Source organism: Pseudidiomarina sp. CB1 (genome assembly GCF_024752025.1).
Taxonomy (GTDB): domain Bacteria; phylum Pseudomonadota; class Gammaproteobacteria; order Enterobacterales; family Alteromonadaceae; genus Pseudidiomarina.
The window spans coordinates 964,244-980,522 of sequence record NZ_JANTPU010000001.1 but is presented as its reverse complement, the minus strand read 5'-3'; the positions used below and the strand labels follow the sequence as shown (position 1 = coordinate 980,522).

At 49.0% G+C, this 16,279-nt stretch carries 10 protein-coding genes; 5 read left to right on the top strand and 5 right to left on the bottom strand.

What is annotated here, in order from left to right; all coding sequences use genetic code 11:
* Positions 1-6: 6 nt before the first annotated feature.
* The 3 genes from fadI to NV375_RS04795 all read left to right on the top strand — a co-directional run bounded on the left by fadI (position 7) and on the right by NV375_RS04795 (position 3,717).
* The gene (gene fadI, locus NV375_RS04805) at positions 7-1,317 is read left to right on the top strand and encodes an acetyl-CoA C-acyltransferase FadI (RefSeq protein WP_126771020.1); all 1,311 of its coding nucleotides are present in this window, start codon (positions 7-9) and stop codon (positions 1,315-1,317) included.
* Positions 1,317-3,455 (top strand): fatty acid oxidation complex subunit alpha FadJ, encoded by a 2,139-nt coding sequence (fadJ, locus tag NV375_RS04800; protein ID WP_258807172.1) that lies wholly within the window; start codon positions 1,317-1,319, stop codon positions 3,453-3,455. The genes fadI and fadJ overlap by 1 nt, the downstream gene beginning before the upstream one ends.
* 64 nt (positions 3,456-3,519) lie before the next feature.
* Positions 3,520-3,717, top strand: a complete 198-nt coding sequence (locus NV375_RS04795; RefSeq protein WP_126771016.1) for a hypothetical protein — start codon at positions 3,520-3,522, stop codon at positions 3,715-3,717.
* Here the strand turns inward: NV375_RS04795 and NV375_RS04790 are convergent.
* From NV375_RS04790 to nadK, 5 genes are all read right to left on the bottom strand, one after another.
* A complete protein-coding gene (locus NV375_RS04790) occupies positions 3,714-6,212 on the bottom strand; it encodes an EAL domain-containing protein (protein WP_198677646.1) in 2,499 nt (832 codons plus the stop codon). The two genes, NV375_RS04795 and NV375_RS04790, sit on opposite strands and share 4 nt — an antisense overlap.
* Positions 6,213-6,463: 251 nt before the next feature.
* A complete protein-coding gene (locus tag NV375_RS04785; protein WP_258807171.1) occupies positions 6,464-9,205 on the bottom strand; it encodes an insulinase family protein in 2,742 nt (913 codons plus the stop codon).
* Between the two features lie 52 nt (positions 9,206-9,257).
* Entirely contained in the window at positions 9,258-9,605 is a 348-nt protein-coding gene (locus tag NV375_RS04780) for an outer membrane protein assembly factor BamE (protein WP_126771010.1), read from the bottom strand.
* Positions 9,606-9,721: 116 nt separating this feature from the next.
* Positions 9,722-11,401: a DNA repair protein RecN gene (gene recN / locus NV375_RS04775; RefSeq protein ID WP_126771008.1), complete on the bottom strand. Its 1,680-nt coding sequence runs from the start codon at positions 11,399-11,401 to the stop codon at positions 9,722-9,724.
* Between the two features lie 88 nt (positions 11,402-11,489).
* Positions 11,490-12,380 carry an NAD(+) kinase gene (gene nadK / locus NV375_RS04770; protein ID WP_126771006.1) on the bottom strand — a complete coding sequence of 297 codons (891 nt, stop codon included), beginning with the start codon at positions 12,378-12,380 and terminating at the stop codon, positions 11,490-11,492.
* Positions 12,381-12,482: 102 nt separating this feature from the next.
* Between nadK and grpE the strand changes: the two genes are divergently transcribed.
* On the top strand, positions 12,483-13,091 hold the full coding sequence (gene grpE, locus NV375_RS04765) for a nucleotide exchange factor GrpE (RefSeq protein WP_126771004.1): 609 nt from the start codon (positions 12,483-12,485) through the stop codon (positions 13,089-13,091).
* A 164-nt stretch (positions 13,092-13,255) separates the two neighbouring features.
* Positions 13,256-16,225: a TonB-dependent receptor domain-containing protein gene (locus NV375_RS04760; RefSeq protein WP_258807170.1), complete on the top strand. Its 2,970-nt coding sequence runs from the start codon at positions 13,256-13,258 to the stop codon at positions 16,223-16,225.
* Positions 16,226-16,279: the final 54 nt, after the last annotated feature.

The following is a 16,279-nucleotide window of genomic DNA, read 5'->3' as shown; positions in this document are numbered from 1 at the left end:
TGAATTATGACGTCACGTCAGCAACTGACTACGCCACAGGGGGATCGCATAGCGGTGGTCGCTGGGCTCCGCACTCCATTTGCCAAGCAAGCAAGCTATTATCACGGTATACCAGCGCTTGATTTAGGTAAGATGGTTGTGCAAGAAATGCTCAACCGCTATGGCTTAGATGGCAAAGAAGTTGAACAATTGGTTTTTGGCCAAGTCGTGCAAATGCCGTCGGCACCGAATATCGCTCGTGAAATCGTGCTCGGTACCAGTTTGCCGGTTAACACCGATGCCTATAGCGTATCCCGTGCCTGTGCTACCAGCTTTCAGGCAACTGTAAACGTGCTTGAAACCATGGTCGCTGGCAACATTAGTGTCGGTATCGCTGGCGGCGCAGATTCCTCTTCGGTGTTACCGATAGGCGTTTCGCGCAAGTTGGCGCATGCGTTGGTTGATTTAAATAAAGCGCGTAGCTTAGGTCAGCGACTGAGTGTTTTAAAGCGTCTGAGTTTCAAAGATTTACTCCCAGTACCGCCGGCGATTGCGGAATATAGTACTGGTCTGACGATGGGCGACACAGCCGAGCAAATGGCGAAGACTCATGGTATCAACCGCGCCGATCAAGATGCCCTAGCGCATCGTTCACACACGCTCGCTCATGAAGCATGGGAAGCAGGTAAGCTCGACGCTGAGGTCATGACTGCCTTTGCGGAACCGTATAAAGACTTTTTACGCCGTGACAACACGATTCGCAGTGATAGTCAGCTCGACAGCTATGCGAAATTGCGGCCTGTGTTTGATCGTAAACACGGTTCGGTGACAGCAGCGAATAGCACGCCACTTACTGACGGTGCGGCAGCGGTGCTGTTGATGACTGAAAGCAAGGCGAAGGCCTTAGGTTATGAGATTTTGGGCTACATCAAGAGTTATGCGTTTAGCGCCATCGGTGTCGAGAAAGACATGCTAATGGGGCCTTCATTCGCCACGCCGATAGCATTGGACCGTGCTGGTATGAAGCTAAGCGACCTTGATTTAATCGACATGCATGAAGCCTTTGCGGCACAAACATTGGCGAACGTAAAAATGTTTGGCAGTAAAAAGTTCGCGGCGGAAAAACTCGGACGCAGCGAAGCCATTGGTGAGATTGATATGGATAAATTTAATGTGCTGGGCGGTTCGATTGCGTACGGCCATCCATTTGCTGCAACCGGCGCGCGCATGATCACACAAACCTTGCGTGAACTTAAACGTCGTGGTGGTGGTACCGCGTTGACCACCGCTTGTGCTGCCGGTGGGCTTGGCTCAGCAATGATTTTGGAGAGTAACTAATGACTGATACGAAACGCGCATTTACTTTAGAAACGCGTGACGATGGCGTCGCGGTTATTCACATCGATGTGCCTGGCGAATCAATGAATACCTTGAAAGCGAGCTTCGCTGAAGAGGTAAGTGAGGTACTGGGCAAACTTGAGCAACTGAGTACGCTCAAAGGTATCGTGGTTATTAGTGATAAGCCGGGTTCATTTGTCGCTGGTGCTGATATCAGTATGATTGATGATTGCGAAAATGCTGCTGACGCGGAAAGTCTTGCGCGCCAAGGGCAAGCGATGTTTGATCGCATCGAGCAATTGTCGGTACCTGTTGTCGCAGCGATTGACGGTGCTTGTTTAGGCGGTGGTTTAGAGTTGGCACTCGCCTGCCATTACCGCGTTTGTACGGATAATGACAAAACTTCGTTAGGCTTACCTGAAGTGCAATTAGGCTTGCTGCCGGGCTCCGGTGGAACTCAGCGCTTGCCACGTCTGATTGGCATTCAAAAAGCACTGCCGTTGATTTTGGCCGGCAAGCAGCTGCGGCCTAAGCAAGCTAAAAAGCTGGGTATTGTTGATGATGTTGTGCCAAGTAGTATTTTGCTTGAAGCGGCCGTTGAGAAGGCGCTAAAGAGCAAAGCAAAAGTACAACGAGTGCACCACAGCTTACTCAATAAAGGCCTTGAAGGCACTCGTTTTGGTCGTGGCATCATTTTCAAGAAAGCGCGCGAGCAGGCGCAGGCAAAGGCTAAAGGTAATTATCCGGCGATCGATGCCATCATTGATACGATTTCCTATGGCGCTGACCATGGCTTCCAAGAGGGGCTTCAGTACGAAGCGCGCCAATTTGGCATGCTCGCGATGACACCAGAATCGAAGCAATTACGCGGTATTTTCTTTGCGACAACGGCGATGAAAAAAGAAACGGGTGCTGGTGATACTAAACCCGGCTCGGTAAGCCGCGTTGGCGTATTGGGCGGCGGTCTCATGGGCGGTGGAATTGCCTATGTAACAGCAGCAAAAGCCGGGATTCCTGTGCGCATTAAAGATATTGCTGAACAGGGCATTGTGCATGCAATGAAGTACAGCTATGACCTGCTAAACAAGAAAGTTAAACGTAAGCATATGCGCCGTGCTGAATTAGAAAAGACCATGCTACGACTCAGCGGTACCCTCGATTACTCTGGGTTCGAGCGCACCGATCTGGTAATCGAGGCGGTCTTTGAAGATCTTGAGCTGAAGCAAAAGATGGTCGCTGATATTGAGGAACATGCGCAAGAGCATACGATTTTCGCGACCAATACATCGAGCTTACCGATTACGCAAATCGCCGCAAAAGCCAAGCGTCCCGAGAATGTGATTGGGTTGCATTACTTTTCGCCAGTAGACAAAATGCCGTTGGCGGAAATTATCACTCATACGAAGACCTCCGATGCGACCATTGCAACGACCGTGGCGCTAGCGAAAAAGCAAGGCAAAACGCCGATCGTGGTAAAGGATGGCGCAGGCTTTTACGTTAATCGTGTTCTTGCCCCTTACATGAATGAAGCGGCACGTCTGGTCCTCGGTGGCGAACCTATTGAAGCGGTTGATAAAGCCTTGGTTAAATTTGGCTTCCCAGTTGGTCCGATGAAATTAATGGACGAAGTCGGCATCGACGTTGCGGCGAAAGTTGCGCCAATTATGGCCAACGAGCTTGGCGATCGCTTTCGCGCACCAGATGCGTTTGGAAAGCTGTTAGATGACGAGCGCAAAGGCAAGAAGAACAAAAAGGGCTTTTATGCGTATAGCGGTAAAAAGCCTGGCAAGGAAGTCGATAGCAGCGTATACAACCTGCTCGGAGTTCAGCCAAATGCGCAGCTTAGTGGTAATGAAATAGCACGTCGCACGGTGTTTTTAATGCTGAATGAAGCCGCCTATTGCTTAGCCGAAGGGATCATCCGTAGTCCGCGAGATGGCGATATAGGCGCGATTTTTGGTATTGGTTTTCCACCATTTCGTGGCGGCCCATTCCGCTACATCGATAGCCTAGGCTGCGCTGAAGTTGTCGGCCAACTGCGCGGCTATGCTAAAGCACATGGCGAACGTTATGAGCCAGCACCGTTGTTGGTCGAAATGGCAAATGAAGGCCGTTCGTTTTATAATGACGATGACTAATACGAAGTAGGTGGCTATGCAGGCAGTTTCGGCTGACTTCATAGCCATTATTTAGGAGGTTGTTTTGTTGATCGCGCTGTGTTGTTTGTTGTCTGCGCTACTTGTTTATATTCAAGCTTTACGCAATGCCATGGGGGCTAAACGCTGGGGGTTCGCGGCGTTGATGCTTGGCCCGGTTGTTCTACCGTTATTTATCTCACACAAACGTATGACCTTGTTGCGCGCGTTGGGTCGCGACAATGTGCTTTGGCAGCCGCATTAAGGACTGTTTTTTAGCGTCGCAAGGGTGGTGCTAATATGGGCCAGAAAGTTCTCGCTGCGCAGCGGTTCGGCAAAGAGGAAGCCTTGCGCAAACTCACACTGTAAGTTGCTCAAGGTCGCTGCTTGTTCTAAGTTCACGACTCCCTCAGCAACCACATCAAGACCTAAATTGTGCGCCATGGCGACAATCGATGCGACCATGTTGCGGTCACGTTCAGCGCCATTGATGTCGTCGATGAAGGCCTTGTCGATCTTCAATGTTTGAATCGGGAAGCGCTTCAAATAAGCGAGTGATGAATAGCCAGTACCAAAATCATCGAGCGCTAGGTGAATGCCAAGGTTATTCAGCTCGGTCATGATTTCAATCGCGCGTTCGGGATCGTCCATAACCACGCCCTCTGTAATCTCTAGCTCTAAATAACTTGGATGAAGCTTTTCTTCTTGCAAAATAACCATGATGCGTTCGGCTAGATCGGGCTGCAAAAACTGCTTCGCTGACAGGTTGACGGCCACGCGGCCCTGCACGGCACCCGCTTCAACCCACTCGCGCATATCGCGGCAGGTTTGCCGTAACACGCGTTCACCGACATCGATAATAAGTCCAGTTTCTTCGGCGAGTGGAATGAACTCGGCGGGACTGACGACGCCGACGTCCGGTATCTCAAGCCGTACCAGTGCTTCCAAGCCGACAAACTTATTTGTGCGTAATGAAACCTTGGGCTGGTAGTGCACCTGCAAATAATTATTCCGTAGAGCGTGCCGTAATTGGTTTTCAACTTGCAACCGTCGCACGGCATTTTTGTTCATCGACTCATTAAAGAATTGGTACGTAGCACCACCACGATTTTTCGCATGATACATTGCCGTATCAGCATTCTGCAGTAGCTCTTGCGAGGATTGTCCGTCGTTCGGGTAAACAACAATACCTATCGAACTACTGACCACGATGTCATGGTCGCTAATATGAAATGGTTGCGAGAGACACTCTAAAATACGTTTAGCGGCGGAGGTGATCACCCGTACGTCAGTCGTATCCTCAAGCATCAAAACGAATTCGTCGCCACCGAGTCGATAAAAGGTGTCTTGTGGGCGGCCCACTTCACCAACACGCTCGGCAACATGCATGAGTAAGTGATCACCGACTTCATGCCCAAGTGAGTCATTGATTTTCTTAAAGTCGTCCAAGTCGAATAACAGCAGGGCATGCATAATACGCTTGCGTACTAAGTTTGAATGGCTGACTTGGAAGTAAGAGCGATTCGGTAGGCCCGTTAGGGTGTCGGTATTCGAAAGACGACGGAGTTCCCGTTCAGCGTTTTTACGATCGGTGATATCTGAGAAGGTAGCGACGTAATACGAAATTTCTTTACTCTCGTCACGGATGGCATCAAGGGTAAGCTCCATTTGATAAACGGTGCCATCCTTACGCAAATCCTCTAGCTCGCCATGCCAAGTTCCTTGCTGTTGCACTATTTGCTTGATCTGTTCAAGGTGATCTGGACTGTACAAACTAAAGCGCAGTGAACGGCCAATCATATCGTCGCGACGATAGCCAGTGATCCGTGAAAAGGACTGGTTGGTTTCCACCACATTAAATTGCGCGTCATAGATACAGACGCCATCGGAAATGTTAGTGATCGAGGCAGCCAACATCTTTAAGCGCTCTTCAGCGGTGACCAGTGGCGTTATATCTTTTAAGGTCCCGGTCATTCGGCGCGGGCGCTGTTGCTCATCGTAGGTAACAATCTTGCCGCGATCGAGAACCCACATCCAGCCTTTGTGTGAGGCTACACGATAGGTTTGTTCATAGTGGTCGGTTTTACCTTCAAGATAATTGCGCAGCGTCCAACGGACTTTGGCAAGATCCGCAGGATGGATATTTGATTTGCCGGTGTCATCACCAAAGCGAATGCCATCCTCTGGGAAGTTCTTTAACTGACGCCATGTGTTATGGCGATGTAACTCATCGGTGTCGATATGCCAATCCCAAAGTTGGTCGCCACTGCCCCACAAACTCAGCTTTAAGCGTTCCTCACTGTCGCGCAGGAGGTGAATGGCTTGTCGCCGCGTGCTAATAATGGCACCAACGCCGACGAGAATGCCGATGAGCAACGCCGCGTATAAAGCTATCGCCCATGGCGACAACCAAAGTGGGGCCGCAACATCAAGCTCGATGGTGCGTGTACCGAACCAATAGCTACCGTTTGGTGAGGCCTCTACACGAAACGTATAATTGCCGAAATCAAGATTGGTGTACGTTGCACGACGATAGTCCGCATCGGTATAAATCCAATTTGCGTCAAACCCGTCCAGTTTATAACGGTATTGAAGCTTTTGAGCACTTGGCGCATAAGGTGCGCCAAATTCAATGGTGAGCGGTTCTTGCAAGCGCGGAACATGCAGTTGTGTCGCATTGTAAAGTTGCGCGAGATTGCGTTCGTCAAGGGTATCGGCACTTATGGGCTTATTGGCAACACGTAAGGTAATCAGCTCCACACGCCAGTCATTACCCGAGCCAACTTGAGCGTATGCTGACGGGGTTAGACTAGTGAGCGAAAATGCACTAGTTAGCAACAGTAAAAAAGCGACAGCTATGCGGCCCAGAACTATTTTGTTTTGGGTGCAAGCCGACCACCACTTTCTCAATTGTGTATCAAAGCGCACGTGTCATCCCATTGTTGGGTTGTGTTTCGCCACAACTCTTATTTTTGTTATACCGCTCAAGTTACCCAATAATCTCGAGGCTGTCAAAGTTCTTTAGGAGTTGCCGTAATATAGCCGTGATGCCCCGTTGTAGCTAGGATTTCGGCTAATTGCTTGATGAAAAACAAAGTTGTATTCGATTCAAGCTCTAGGGCCATTTGTTCAAGGCGGTCAAAACTTACATCAGCTGGCGAAATAGTGCTCCATAAACGCTGACTACGTAAGCGTAAATTGGTATCTGGTTCACGTAACTTACGAATGAGGTATCCCTTCACTTGCTCGAGTTCATCGTGAATACGATCATCGAATTGACTTAAAAAATGCTGCCTAAATTCGTCAAGTGCGTCGCATAAGTGCTCTGCTTGCTGGTTACTCGATTGCACATACATGAGTAGATGAGGGCGCTGCTCTATCGGCATATAGGTGCTGCCCACCAGATAACCGAGTTGTTGACGCGTGCGAAGTTCATTAAACAAGTGCGGCTGAATAAACTGATTGAGCAACAACATATTGGTTTGTTGCAGGACGCTGGTGTCAGGGCCTTGGATAACCAGCATTGCCGCATGATCAGAGTGGTGCGTTTCAAGTTGGCCACGAGCGTCGAGTTTCCCAGCGTGCTTAAGTTGTTCGAGGTCGCGTGTGGCTGGCATGTTGGCTTGCAAGTCAGCTTGCATCGAAAAGCTTTGTGACGCACAGTCAGTCAAGGGCTTAAGTACGTTCGGGGTCAGATCGCCGTGGGCAAATAGCTTTAATTCAACCGCTGCAAATAATTGCTCATGCCAAGCATCGAAGCTTGCGCGGGTAATAGTGTCGAGGGCCTCTGCAAGATCGCTAAGTGCATACATATGAGGTTGTAGTAAAACATTTAAGCGAGCAAACAACAGATTTAGAGGTTTGTTCGCAAGCGCTGACTGCCAATTGACACATAGTTTTTGTTTGATATCGGCGAAGCGCGAGTCACTGAAAGACGTCGAACGCATGCGCTGCAGAAGATCTTTGCTGAGCTCTACGATACCTTGCGAGTAACCACTTATGTGTAAAGTGATGCCATAGTGCTGTGGGTAAATATTAAAATGTAGGCCCGCAATTTCGGCATCGTAACAATCTTCATTAAGGCGATCGATCATCAGTTCACACCAGAGGCGGGCGCTGGCGTAATGACGCGCACTCGCCGTAACATTTGGCAACGTAAATTGACAATAAATGTGCGCTTTGGGTGCTCTAAAATCAGGATCTTGTAAATGCCACAACGTGAGGCCTTCCGCTAGCTGATAACATTGTGGTTGCCGTGAAATCGGCTCTTCCAGCGGCAACGGTGAGCTTAACGGGTGGAGGTAAGGATTGGGCGCCGGCAATTGAATGCTTTTTGTTTGTGCATTCCGCCACTTGTCCTTCTGCTCTTCGGTGAACGGACGTAGTTGATAGTCAGTACCATAAATCGGTTCATGCTGATCGACTTCGACCTCTCGGTGAATCAGCGTTGCACGCAAATTGTCCACGTGCATAAGATTCAGTAATTCGCGAGCTTTAGTGGTATTGAGCTGGTCCATGCGATAGTCGCCAAAGATCAAGTCATGCGGCTCATAATGATGCATATTGATAGCAAGTTGTGGCGCAAGGTCGGCCGTCCGAGCTGGCTCTTGAAAACGAAATGCGTTAGCAATAGCGACTTGTCGCTCACGGTAACGCCAATCTTCAAGCCCCTCGTTCTTAATTCGTTCAACAGCTCCTAGCACTGCCATAATAATTTGATCGGTTTTAGCTAGCCCCTCCGCAGTGAGTTGCATGTTGAGGTTAAAGTCTTTGAAGTTACTACCACTAATACCGCCACCGGCAGCTAAGCTATTAATTAAATTTGCGTGATGCAGTTCAGCGTAGAGGCTGCCAGGTCCTTCGTAACCTAATAAGTGAGCGATGAAACTTGTGGTTTTGTAGGGGTAGTCGTCGTCGATGCTAGGTAGTGCGAAAGCAAGTATTAAACGGCGAGCGTCTTTTAATGGACGAACATTGAGTTGCACCGCACGCTGCTCAGGTAAATAAAGAGCTGCTTGTTCTGGGCTAGCAGAAGGCCCATTGCCGACGATGGCGCTAAAGTGCTGGTGCGCCAATTGTTCTAGCTCGTCCAGTGATTGCGGGCCCGCCAACACAAGTGTCATACGATTGGCTCGGTACCAGGTCGCGAAAAACTCACGCATGCGATGGTCTAGGCCGGTGGTGTCACCGTTTTCTGTAAGTGTCGCGAAATTCCCTACGGAAAACTTTGAAAAGGGATGCGCAGGATTGGCGGTTGCCTTGTGGACTTGATACAACCGTCGTAACTCGTCTTTGCGTTTCATCTGAAACTCAGACTCTATCGCATTAACTTCTTTGGCAATCCATTCAGGGTTGAATGTCGGCTCGTAAAAAAAGCGCGAGAATCGGTCGAGAGCAGCGGCGAAGCTTGTGGCGTCCACACTGCAATAGTAACTACTGTACTCAGTTCCCGTCCACGCATTGTGGTGACCGCCGTGTTGATGAATAAAGTCTTGGTAAGCAGTGGCTTCGGGGTATTTGTGGGTTCCCAAAAACAGCATGTGCTCGAGGAAGTGAGCAAGTCCTTGGGTGTCATTGGGATCTTGGAAGTGACCGGCAGCGACCGCTACAGCGGCTGTGCTCTGTTGTGCATCAGGATCGTGTACGAGCGCACAGCGCAAGCCATTAGGTAAGCGAACCATCGCATAGTGGCGATGGTCAGTCGGGCTTTTAATAATGTCAGTGAAGCGCTCGAGGCTGTTGCTCGGTTCCATACACTCCCCATTCGGTGCTTAAAATTACGGAAGTGCGCTGGCAACAGCCTGTTTATTGATCCAGCGGCGTGTCAAAATTCTTTGGACGATCAAAATCACCAGCATAGTCTGTGAGTTTATTATCAACGAAAGTGAGCGTCACTGTTCGACGATAATCATCACCACTGCCAGAATCCATGTTGAATACATAGTACCAAGTGTCGTCGGCAAATACATTTTCGGCGACCGGTGCGCCAAGAACATAATTCACTTGTTCTTTGCTCATACCGATGCGCAGTTGGTCAACATCGCGTTGCTCCAAATAGTTACCTTGTGGGACGTCAATCCGATGTACTAGACCATCAAATACGGAGCAACCACTCAGTGCGATCACTAGGCTTGCCAACAATAATTTCTTCATAAAATAGACTTTACTTCTCGTTTATGGAGTTCAATAGTTCTGATGATAAACAAAGCAAGGCTGAATAACTAGCCTTGCAGAGTTTAGATTGACCTATTTATTGCGGAAACGTTCATTTAGCTAGCATTTGCCAATAATTCTTTGGCATTCGCTTTGGTGGTATCGGTAATGCGATCTCCCCCAAGTAACCGTGCTAGCTCGATCACACGGTTGTCGTGATCAAGGGCGGTCATTTGGGTTTCAGTATGCTCACCGTCGGTCGTTTTATCTACCCGTAATTGTTGGTGAGCTAGGGCGGCAACCTGCGGTAAATGTGTCACGCAAATCACCTGATTTTGCTTGCCAAGTTGGCGCAATAATTTACCAACTGTAGCGGCAGTAGCACCACTTACACCAACGTCAACTTCATCAAACATTAGTGTCGGAGTTGTCATTTGTGCGGCGGCAATCACCTGTACCGCAAGACTGATACGCGAAAGCTCACCGCCGGACGCGACCCGAGCCAATGACTGCAGCGGTTGGCCTGGGTTGGTGGTAACTTGGAATTGCACATTATCGGTGCCAACACGTGTTGCTGGTGCATCGGCTTGATGCTCCACTGCAATAACGAAGCGCCCATGCGGCATATTTAATTCACGCATGGATTGTGAAATTTGTTCACCTAACTCTTTTGCCGCGTGTTGGCGCTGTGCCGATAGCTTTGCAGCACATGATCGATAATGTTGTGCGGCAACTTGAACGGCTTCATCAGAGTTAGCCAGCGCATCCGCGGCGGCGTCGAGCTCTGCTAATTCAGCTTTCAATTGCGCATGTAAACTTGGCAACGCCGTTGGTTCAAGTTGATGCTTGCGCGCTAATTGCACAGCTTGGGTGACACGTTTCTCGGCGTTTGCTAAAGCATCCTGGTCGAGCTCGATAGCGTCACTGTAATGACGTAATTCACGGGCTGCTTCTTCGATTTGGACACTGGCTTCAGTCAGCATTTTAACTGCGGGCTCGAGTGTTGGATCATTGTCGAGTTGCTGTTCCAAGCGTTGTACGGCAGCCTGAACTAACCCATAGGCATTATTATGCTCACCTTCGAAGAGGGCATTGACCGCAAATTGGCTGTCTTCTTGTAAAGCAGAACTGTTACTCAATTTCTTATGCAGTTGTTCGAGCTCTTCGTATTCACCTTCTTGCAGTGCGAATTGATCCAGCTCTTCCACTTGATAACGGATCAGTTGTGATCGTGCTTGACGCTCTTCCTGTTGTTGTATCGCTTGTTTTTGTTTTTTTCGCAAATCGTACCATTGGCGATAAGCCGAGCTAACATCGTTAAGCAGGTCATCATGGCGTGCGTACGCATCAAGTAATTCAAGCTGGTGTTCCGGTTTGGTGAGCAATTGGTGTTCGTGTTGACCGTGAATGTTCACTAACAGCGGCGCTAGTTGCTTCAATTGTGTGACGTTCACAGGGCAACCATTGATCCACGCTTTAGAACGCCCTTCGCGGGTTATGACACGACGCAGAACACAGTGTTCAGGTTCATCTTCGTCGAGCAACTCTTGTGCCGTTAACCATTCATGTGCGGGGCCTGACGGGATTAGTTGAAAACTTGCGATGACTTCCGCTTTCTCTGCACTAGGGCGAATGGCATCACTATCGGCACGGTCGCCCAAGCAAAGCCCGAGAGCGTCGAGAGCAATTGATTTTCCTGCGCCGGTTTCACCGGTAATGGCGGTCATACCTTGTTTAAAGTCAACGTCGAGTTGCCGAACGACGGCAAAATTGCGAACGTGTAGATGCACCAACATAAAAAAGCTCCTTACGCATAACGTGCTACAACTACTGTGTTTACATACAGTAGTTATACAGTATTTATACAGTAATGCAAGTCAGAGCTTAAAAGAGTCGGCTACCCCAACCGAGTTTATTTCGTAACACTTTGAAGTAGCTGTGATCTTTAGGGTGTAATAGCGTCAAAGTATAGGCGTATTTGTGGATCAACACTTCGTCGTTGGGGAGTACTTCCATGCGCATATGGCCGTCACAACTTAACTGCAAATTACCATTATCCGGTGAAGGTTTGAGGTGTAAGGTACAGTTCGCACCGACCACGATGGGGCGACTACTTAAGGTATGTGGGAACATAGGAACTAAACTAATCGCGTCTAATCCCGGGGTTAAAATTGGTCCGCCACCGGATAACGAATACGCAGTGGAGCCGGTAGGCGTGCTTACGATTAATCCATCAGAACGCTGGCTATAAACGAAGTCACTGTCGACATAAACTTCAAACTCGATCATGTGGGCGACTTTGTCAGAATGCAGCACGACCTCGTTGATCGCACGACCAACATTATGGCGATGACCATTACGGATGACTTCGGCTTGTAATAGGAAGCGTTCTTCAGTGATAAAGTCACCCGCTAATACCGCACGAAGTTGCTGCATGACATGGTCGGGGTCAAGATCGGTAAGAAAACCGAGGTTGCCGCGGTTAACGCCGACCACGGCGACGTTATGCTCGCAAAGAATGCGTGCCGCGCCGAGCATGTTGCCGTCACCTCCCACGACCACTGCTAAGTCTGCGGCTTCACCCAGTTGCTCGAGGGGAAGGGTCGCTCGTTCACGCCGATCGAGCTGTTGCGCAGTGCGCTCTTCAATGATGACATCCAAACCAAGGGATCCCAACTCTTGCTCTAAGGTAAGGAGCGTGGCGCGGGTCGCTTCATGATTGACCTTACCGAGTAGAGCAATGCGTTGAAAGGCTAGCGCCTGTGGATTTGCCATAAAACTTCCCTCGATTTTTATGCAAAATACCTTGAATCAAAAAATCGTGCCCCCATAACAGAGCACAAGCTTAGTTATATCACATTGAAAGAGTAACGAAACATGACCCAACACGATTCTGCGAAGGAAAATGAACAAAAAGTTGCAGTTGATGAGCACGAGCCAGAAACTGTAGAGCAGACAGAAAGCGAGACGCAAGACAGCGGTGAAGAGCAAGTACTGTCAACCGTAGCAGACGAACGTATTGCTGAGCTGGAGCTTGCACTCAGTCAAGCGGAGCAGCGGGCGGAAGAATCGAAAGATCGTGCCGTACGAGCTGTCGCCGAAATGGAAAATGTGCGTCGTCGCGCTGCGCAAGATGTTGAGAAGGCGCATAAATTTGCTCTGGAGAAGTTTGCCAATGAATTGTTGACTACGGTCGACAATCTCGAACGCGCGCTAGCGATCGCAGACCAAGAAGAAAGCATTAATGCCAACTTTCTGGAGGGTATTGAGCTTACGCACAAGAGCCTGCTGAGCACGCTAACTAAATTTGGTGTTGAAGCGGTTGGCGAAGAAGGAGAAACTTTTAATCCAGATTTGCATCAAGCGATGTCAATGCAAGCTGCTGAAGGCAAAGAGAACAATACTATTTTGGCGGTGATGCAAAAAGGCTACACATTGAGCGGACGTTTATTACGTCCAGCGATGGTAATGGTGGTAAAAAACTGACACAGGTTTGAAACAAAGAAGCCAGTCTAGGGGCGTCCTGAGCAACATTTTTAGGTTGTAATGTTGTTCTTATGGTTTATTATCAAGCGTTAGGGGGAGGAAAAGCCTGCGCTTTCGAGTTCCTCTTAGATGATAATCATCATAAAAACAATAAAGGATGTCCTATGACTACATTCCTCGAAGAGTTGAAGCTGAGTCGCTTGGCTATCGCTATGGGTTGCGTGTTCGCCGCAACAAGCCCTGTAGCCTTAGCGCAAGATACCGGTTCAGACGAAGATAATGACAATGCGGTAACTGAAGAACCGCAAGAGAAAATCCAAGTTTTGGGTTCTCGCATCCGCACTGATGGCCTCGACCAGGCCGCTCCTGTTGAAATCATTAATGCCAGCGACGCCGTTGACCAAGGTCTTGTCACGCTTGGTGATTTATTGCGTACTTCTACCGTTGCTGCGGGTTCAAACCAAATCACAGCGGCGACTTCAACTGCCTTTGTCACCGAAGGTGGTACGGGTACTGAAACCTTCTCGCTGCGTGGTTTAGGCGCGAACCGTACGTTGGTATTGTTGAATGGCCGCCGTATCGGCCCTGCGGGTACTCGTGGTCAGGTTTCTGCGTTCGACTTAAACATCATGCCTTTGTCTGCCGTTGAGCGTGTTGAGATCCTGAAAGATGGTGCTTCTTCACTTTACGGTTCTGACGCTGTTGCTGGTGTTGTAAACATTATCACTAAATCGGGTGATGAAAGTAGCCTCAACCTGAACATGAGTCAGCCGATGGACGACGGCGGTGCTCAGTTCCGCTTAAGCGGTACCATGGGCCGTAGCTTTGACAGCGGCTCATTACGCGTAGTCGGTGACTACCAGCGCACCCAAGAGCTTGCGCGTGGTGACCGTGATGTATTTGCTTGTGGTAACCCTTACTTCTTCGACCCAGATTCAGGTGAGCGTGTCGATGTAGTTGATCCACGTACCAACGAATACCATTGTAATGACTTACTTTGGGGCCATGTTTGGATCTATGACTACTCGGGCGAAGTACCTCCAGGTGCAAAAGCGCAGTATGATTACGATGGTGACTTAGGTCAGTACCTCGACTCGTTTAACGATCGCGCGACCGGTCCTAACTCTATGCGTACCCCAGAAGGCTGGTACCCAGTCGCTTATGACCGTGAATCGTTCGGTGTAACCAATGCCGACCATCCTTTCCAAGACTTAGAAACGCTTTCACCAGAAACTGAAGTTGCGACTGTTTTTGTTGAAGGTGAATACTGGGCGTCAGATACCACAACTTTGTACACCGAAGTGTTGTTAAACCGTCGTAAAACCATCACAAATGGTTATCGTCAGTTCTGGAGCTACCTCTACAACGAAAACTTCTTCTCTGGTGATACGCGTAGCGAAGGCTGGACAGGTGCGCAGTGGTTAAGCCCAACGCCGATCACGGATCACTCGGGCAGCGAAATTACTGTAGATTATCGTCGTTTTGTTGCCGGTATCGAAGGCTCAATCGGTGATTGGTACTGGGATATCAACTACCAAGACAGTCGCAGTGATGGTGACTATCAGCAGAAAATCATCTACCAAGATGCGATTTTCGATCAGAACTTCCTGACCGGCTCATGTGAAGGTATGGAGCTGTCGGTACGTGGTATTCCTTGTAAAGATGTACCGTGGCTCGATCCGCAATTCTTGGCGGGTAATATCAGCCCAGAAATGCAAGAATTCTTGTTCGGTTCTGAAACCGGTAACACCATTTATAACCAACGCACGTTGGAAGGTATTATTACTGGTGATCTAATGGAGCTCCCAGCTGGCTTTGTAGGCATGGCAGCGGGTCTATCGTTCCAGCAAGATAAGATCAATGATACCCCAGGAGAAGTGACACTTCAGGGTAACAGCTGGGGTATGTCATCTGCAGGTATCACACGTGGTAAATCATTCACGCGCGCAGCCTTTGCAGAAGTGCAAATCCCAGTTGTTCGTGACTTGCCATTAATGGAAAGCTTGGATGTTTCGGTTTCAGGTCGTTTCACTGACGTTTCAACCTATGGTAGCGATACTACTTATAAAGCGGGCTTGAACTGGTCAGTGGTTGAAGGTTTCCGTATTCGTGCTTCACGTGGTACATCGTTCCGGTCACCAGCGCTTTACGAATTGTTCCTAAACGACCAGTCAAGCTTCGCAAGCCAGCGTAGTGTTGATCCATGTATTCGTTGGGGTGAGAATCTCGAACAGGGTAATATTTCCGATAATGTTGCGGCAAACTGTGCTGCTGACGGCATCCCGGAAGATTACGCTGGTGGTGCAATTTCAGCCACAGTCGTCACTGGTGGTGGTTTCGGTACGCTTAAAGCTGAAACTTCTACTGCGAACACTGTTGGTTTCGTCTGGACACCAAGCTTCACTGATTTCGCGATGAGTATCGACTACTTCGATATCGAAATCGAAGGTGAAGTAACACTGCTTGGCGCAGGCCAAATCGTTGGTGGTTGTTATTCGTCACAGAACTTCGAATCAGAGCCGCTATGTGATCAGTTCTTCCGTAATGAAACTGACCTGCGCGTTGAAGAAGTTCAAGGTAATTACTTGAACATCGCAAGCCAAGTGAATACTGGTGTCGATTTGCAAATGAGCTATCCGTTCTCTACTGATTTCGCTGAGTTCGAATTGAGTTATGAGCACACGTATCAGATTGAAGCTTCAAGCAAATTACTACCAACCAGTGAGCGCCAAGACCGCGCTGGTCGCTTAGGTCGCCCTGAGCACGTGGGTAACTTCAACTTTGCGATGATGAAAGGTGATTGGACCTATAACTGGACCGCACGTTACATCGGTGAAGCATCGAACCACGAGTGGTATGGTGACGGCGAGTACCGTGATGATGCTACCTATTGGGGTGACGAGGTTCGTATCGACCTTGCTACTCCATCGGTGATCTATCATGCGTTCTCTGCAACTCGTGACTTTATCGACGAAGGCTTGAGTATCACTGTTGGTGTTGCGAATGCATTCGATAAAGAAGCTCCTCAGATTTCTTCGAGCAGCTACGCGACGCGTGTAGGTAACGCAGCCTTCTACAGTCAGTACGACTGGTTAGGTCGCCGTGCCTTCGTCAACATTGCTTATGACTTTTAATTAGCAGTGTAGACACAAGCACTAAGATAAAATGCCGACTTTTTGTCGGCATTT

Excerpts from the sequence above, each read along its gene's own strand:
- fadI (WP_126771020.1), top strand. The coding sequence starts at position 7 with ATGACGTCACGTCAGCAACTGACTACGCCACAGGGGGATCGCATAGCG.
- fadJ (WP_258807172.1), top strand. The coding sequence starts at position 1,317 with ATGACTGATACGAAACGCGCATTTACTTTAGAAACGCGTGACGATGGC.
- NV375_RS04785 (WP_258807171.1), bottom strand. The coding sequence starts at position 9,205 with ATGGAACCGAGCAACAGCCTCGAGCGCTTCACTGACATTATTAAAAGC.
- NV375_RS04780 (WP_126771010.1), bottom strand. The coding sequence starts at position 9,605 with ATGAAGAAATTATTGTTGGCAAGCCTAGTGATCGCACTGAGTGGTTGC.
- recN (WP_126771008.1), bottom strand. The coding sequence starts at position 11,401 with ATGTTGGTGCATCTACACGTTCGCAATTTTGCCGTCGTTCGGCAACTC.
- nadK (WP_126771006.1), bottom strand. The coding sequence starts at position 12,380 with ATGGCAAATCCACAGGCGCTAGCCTTTCAACGCATTGCTCTACTCGGT.
- grpE (WP_126771004.1), top strand. The coding sequence starts at position 12,483 with ATGACCCAACACGATTCTGCGAAGGAAAATGAACAAAAAGTTGCAGTT.
- NV375_RS04760 (WP_258807170.1), top strand. The coding sequence starts at position 13,256 with ATGACTACATTCCTCGAAGAGTTGAAGCTGAGTCGCTTGGCTATCGCT.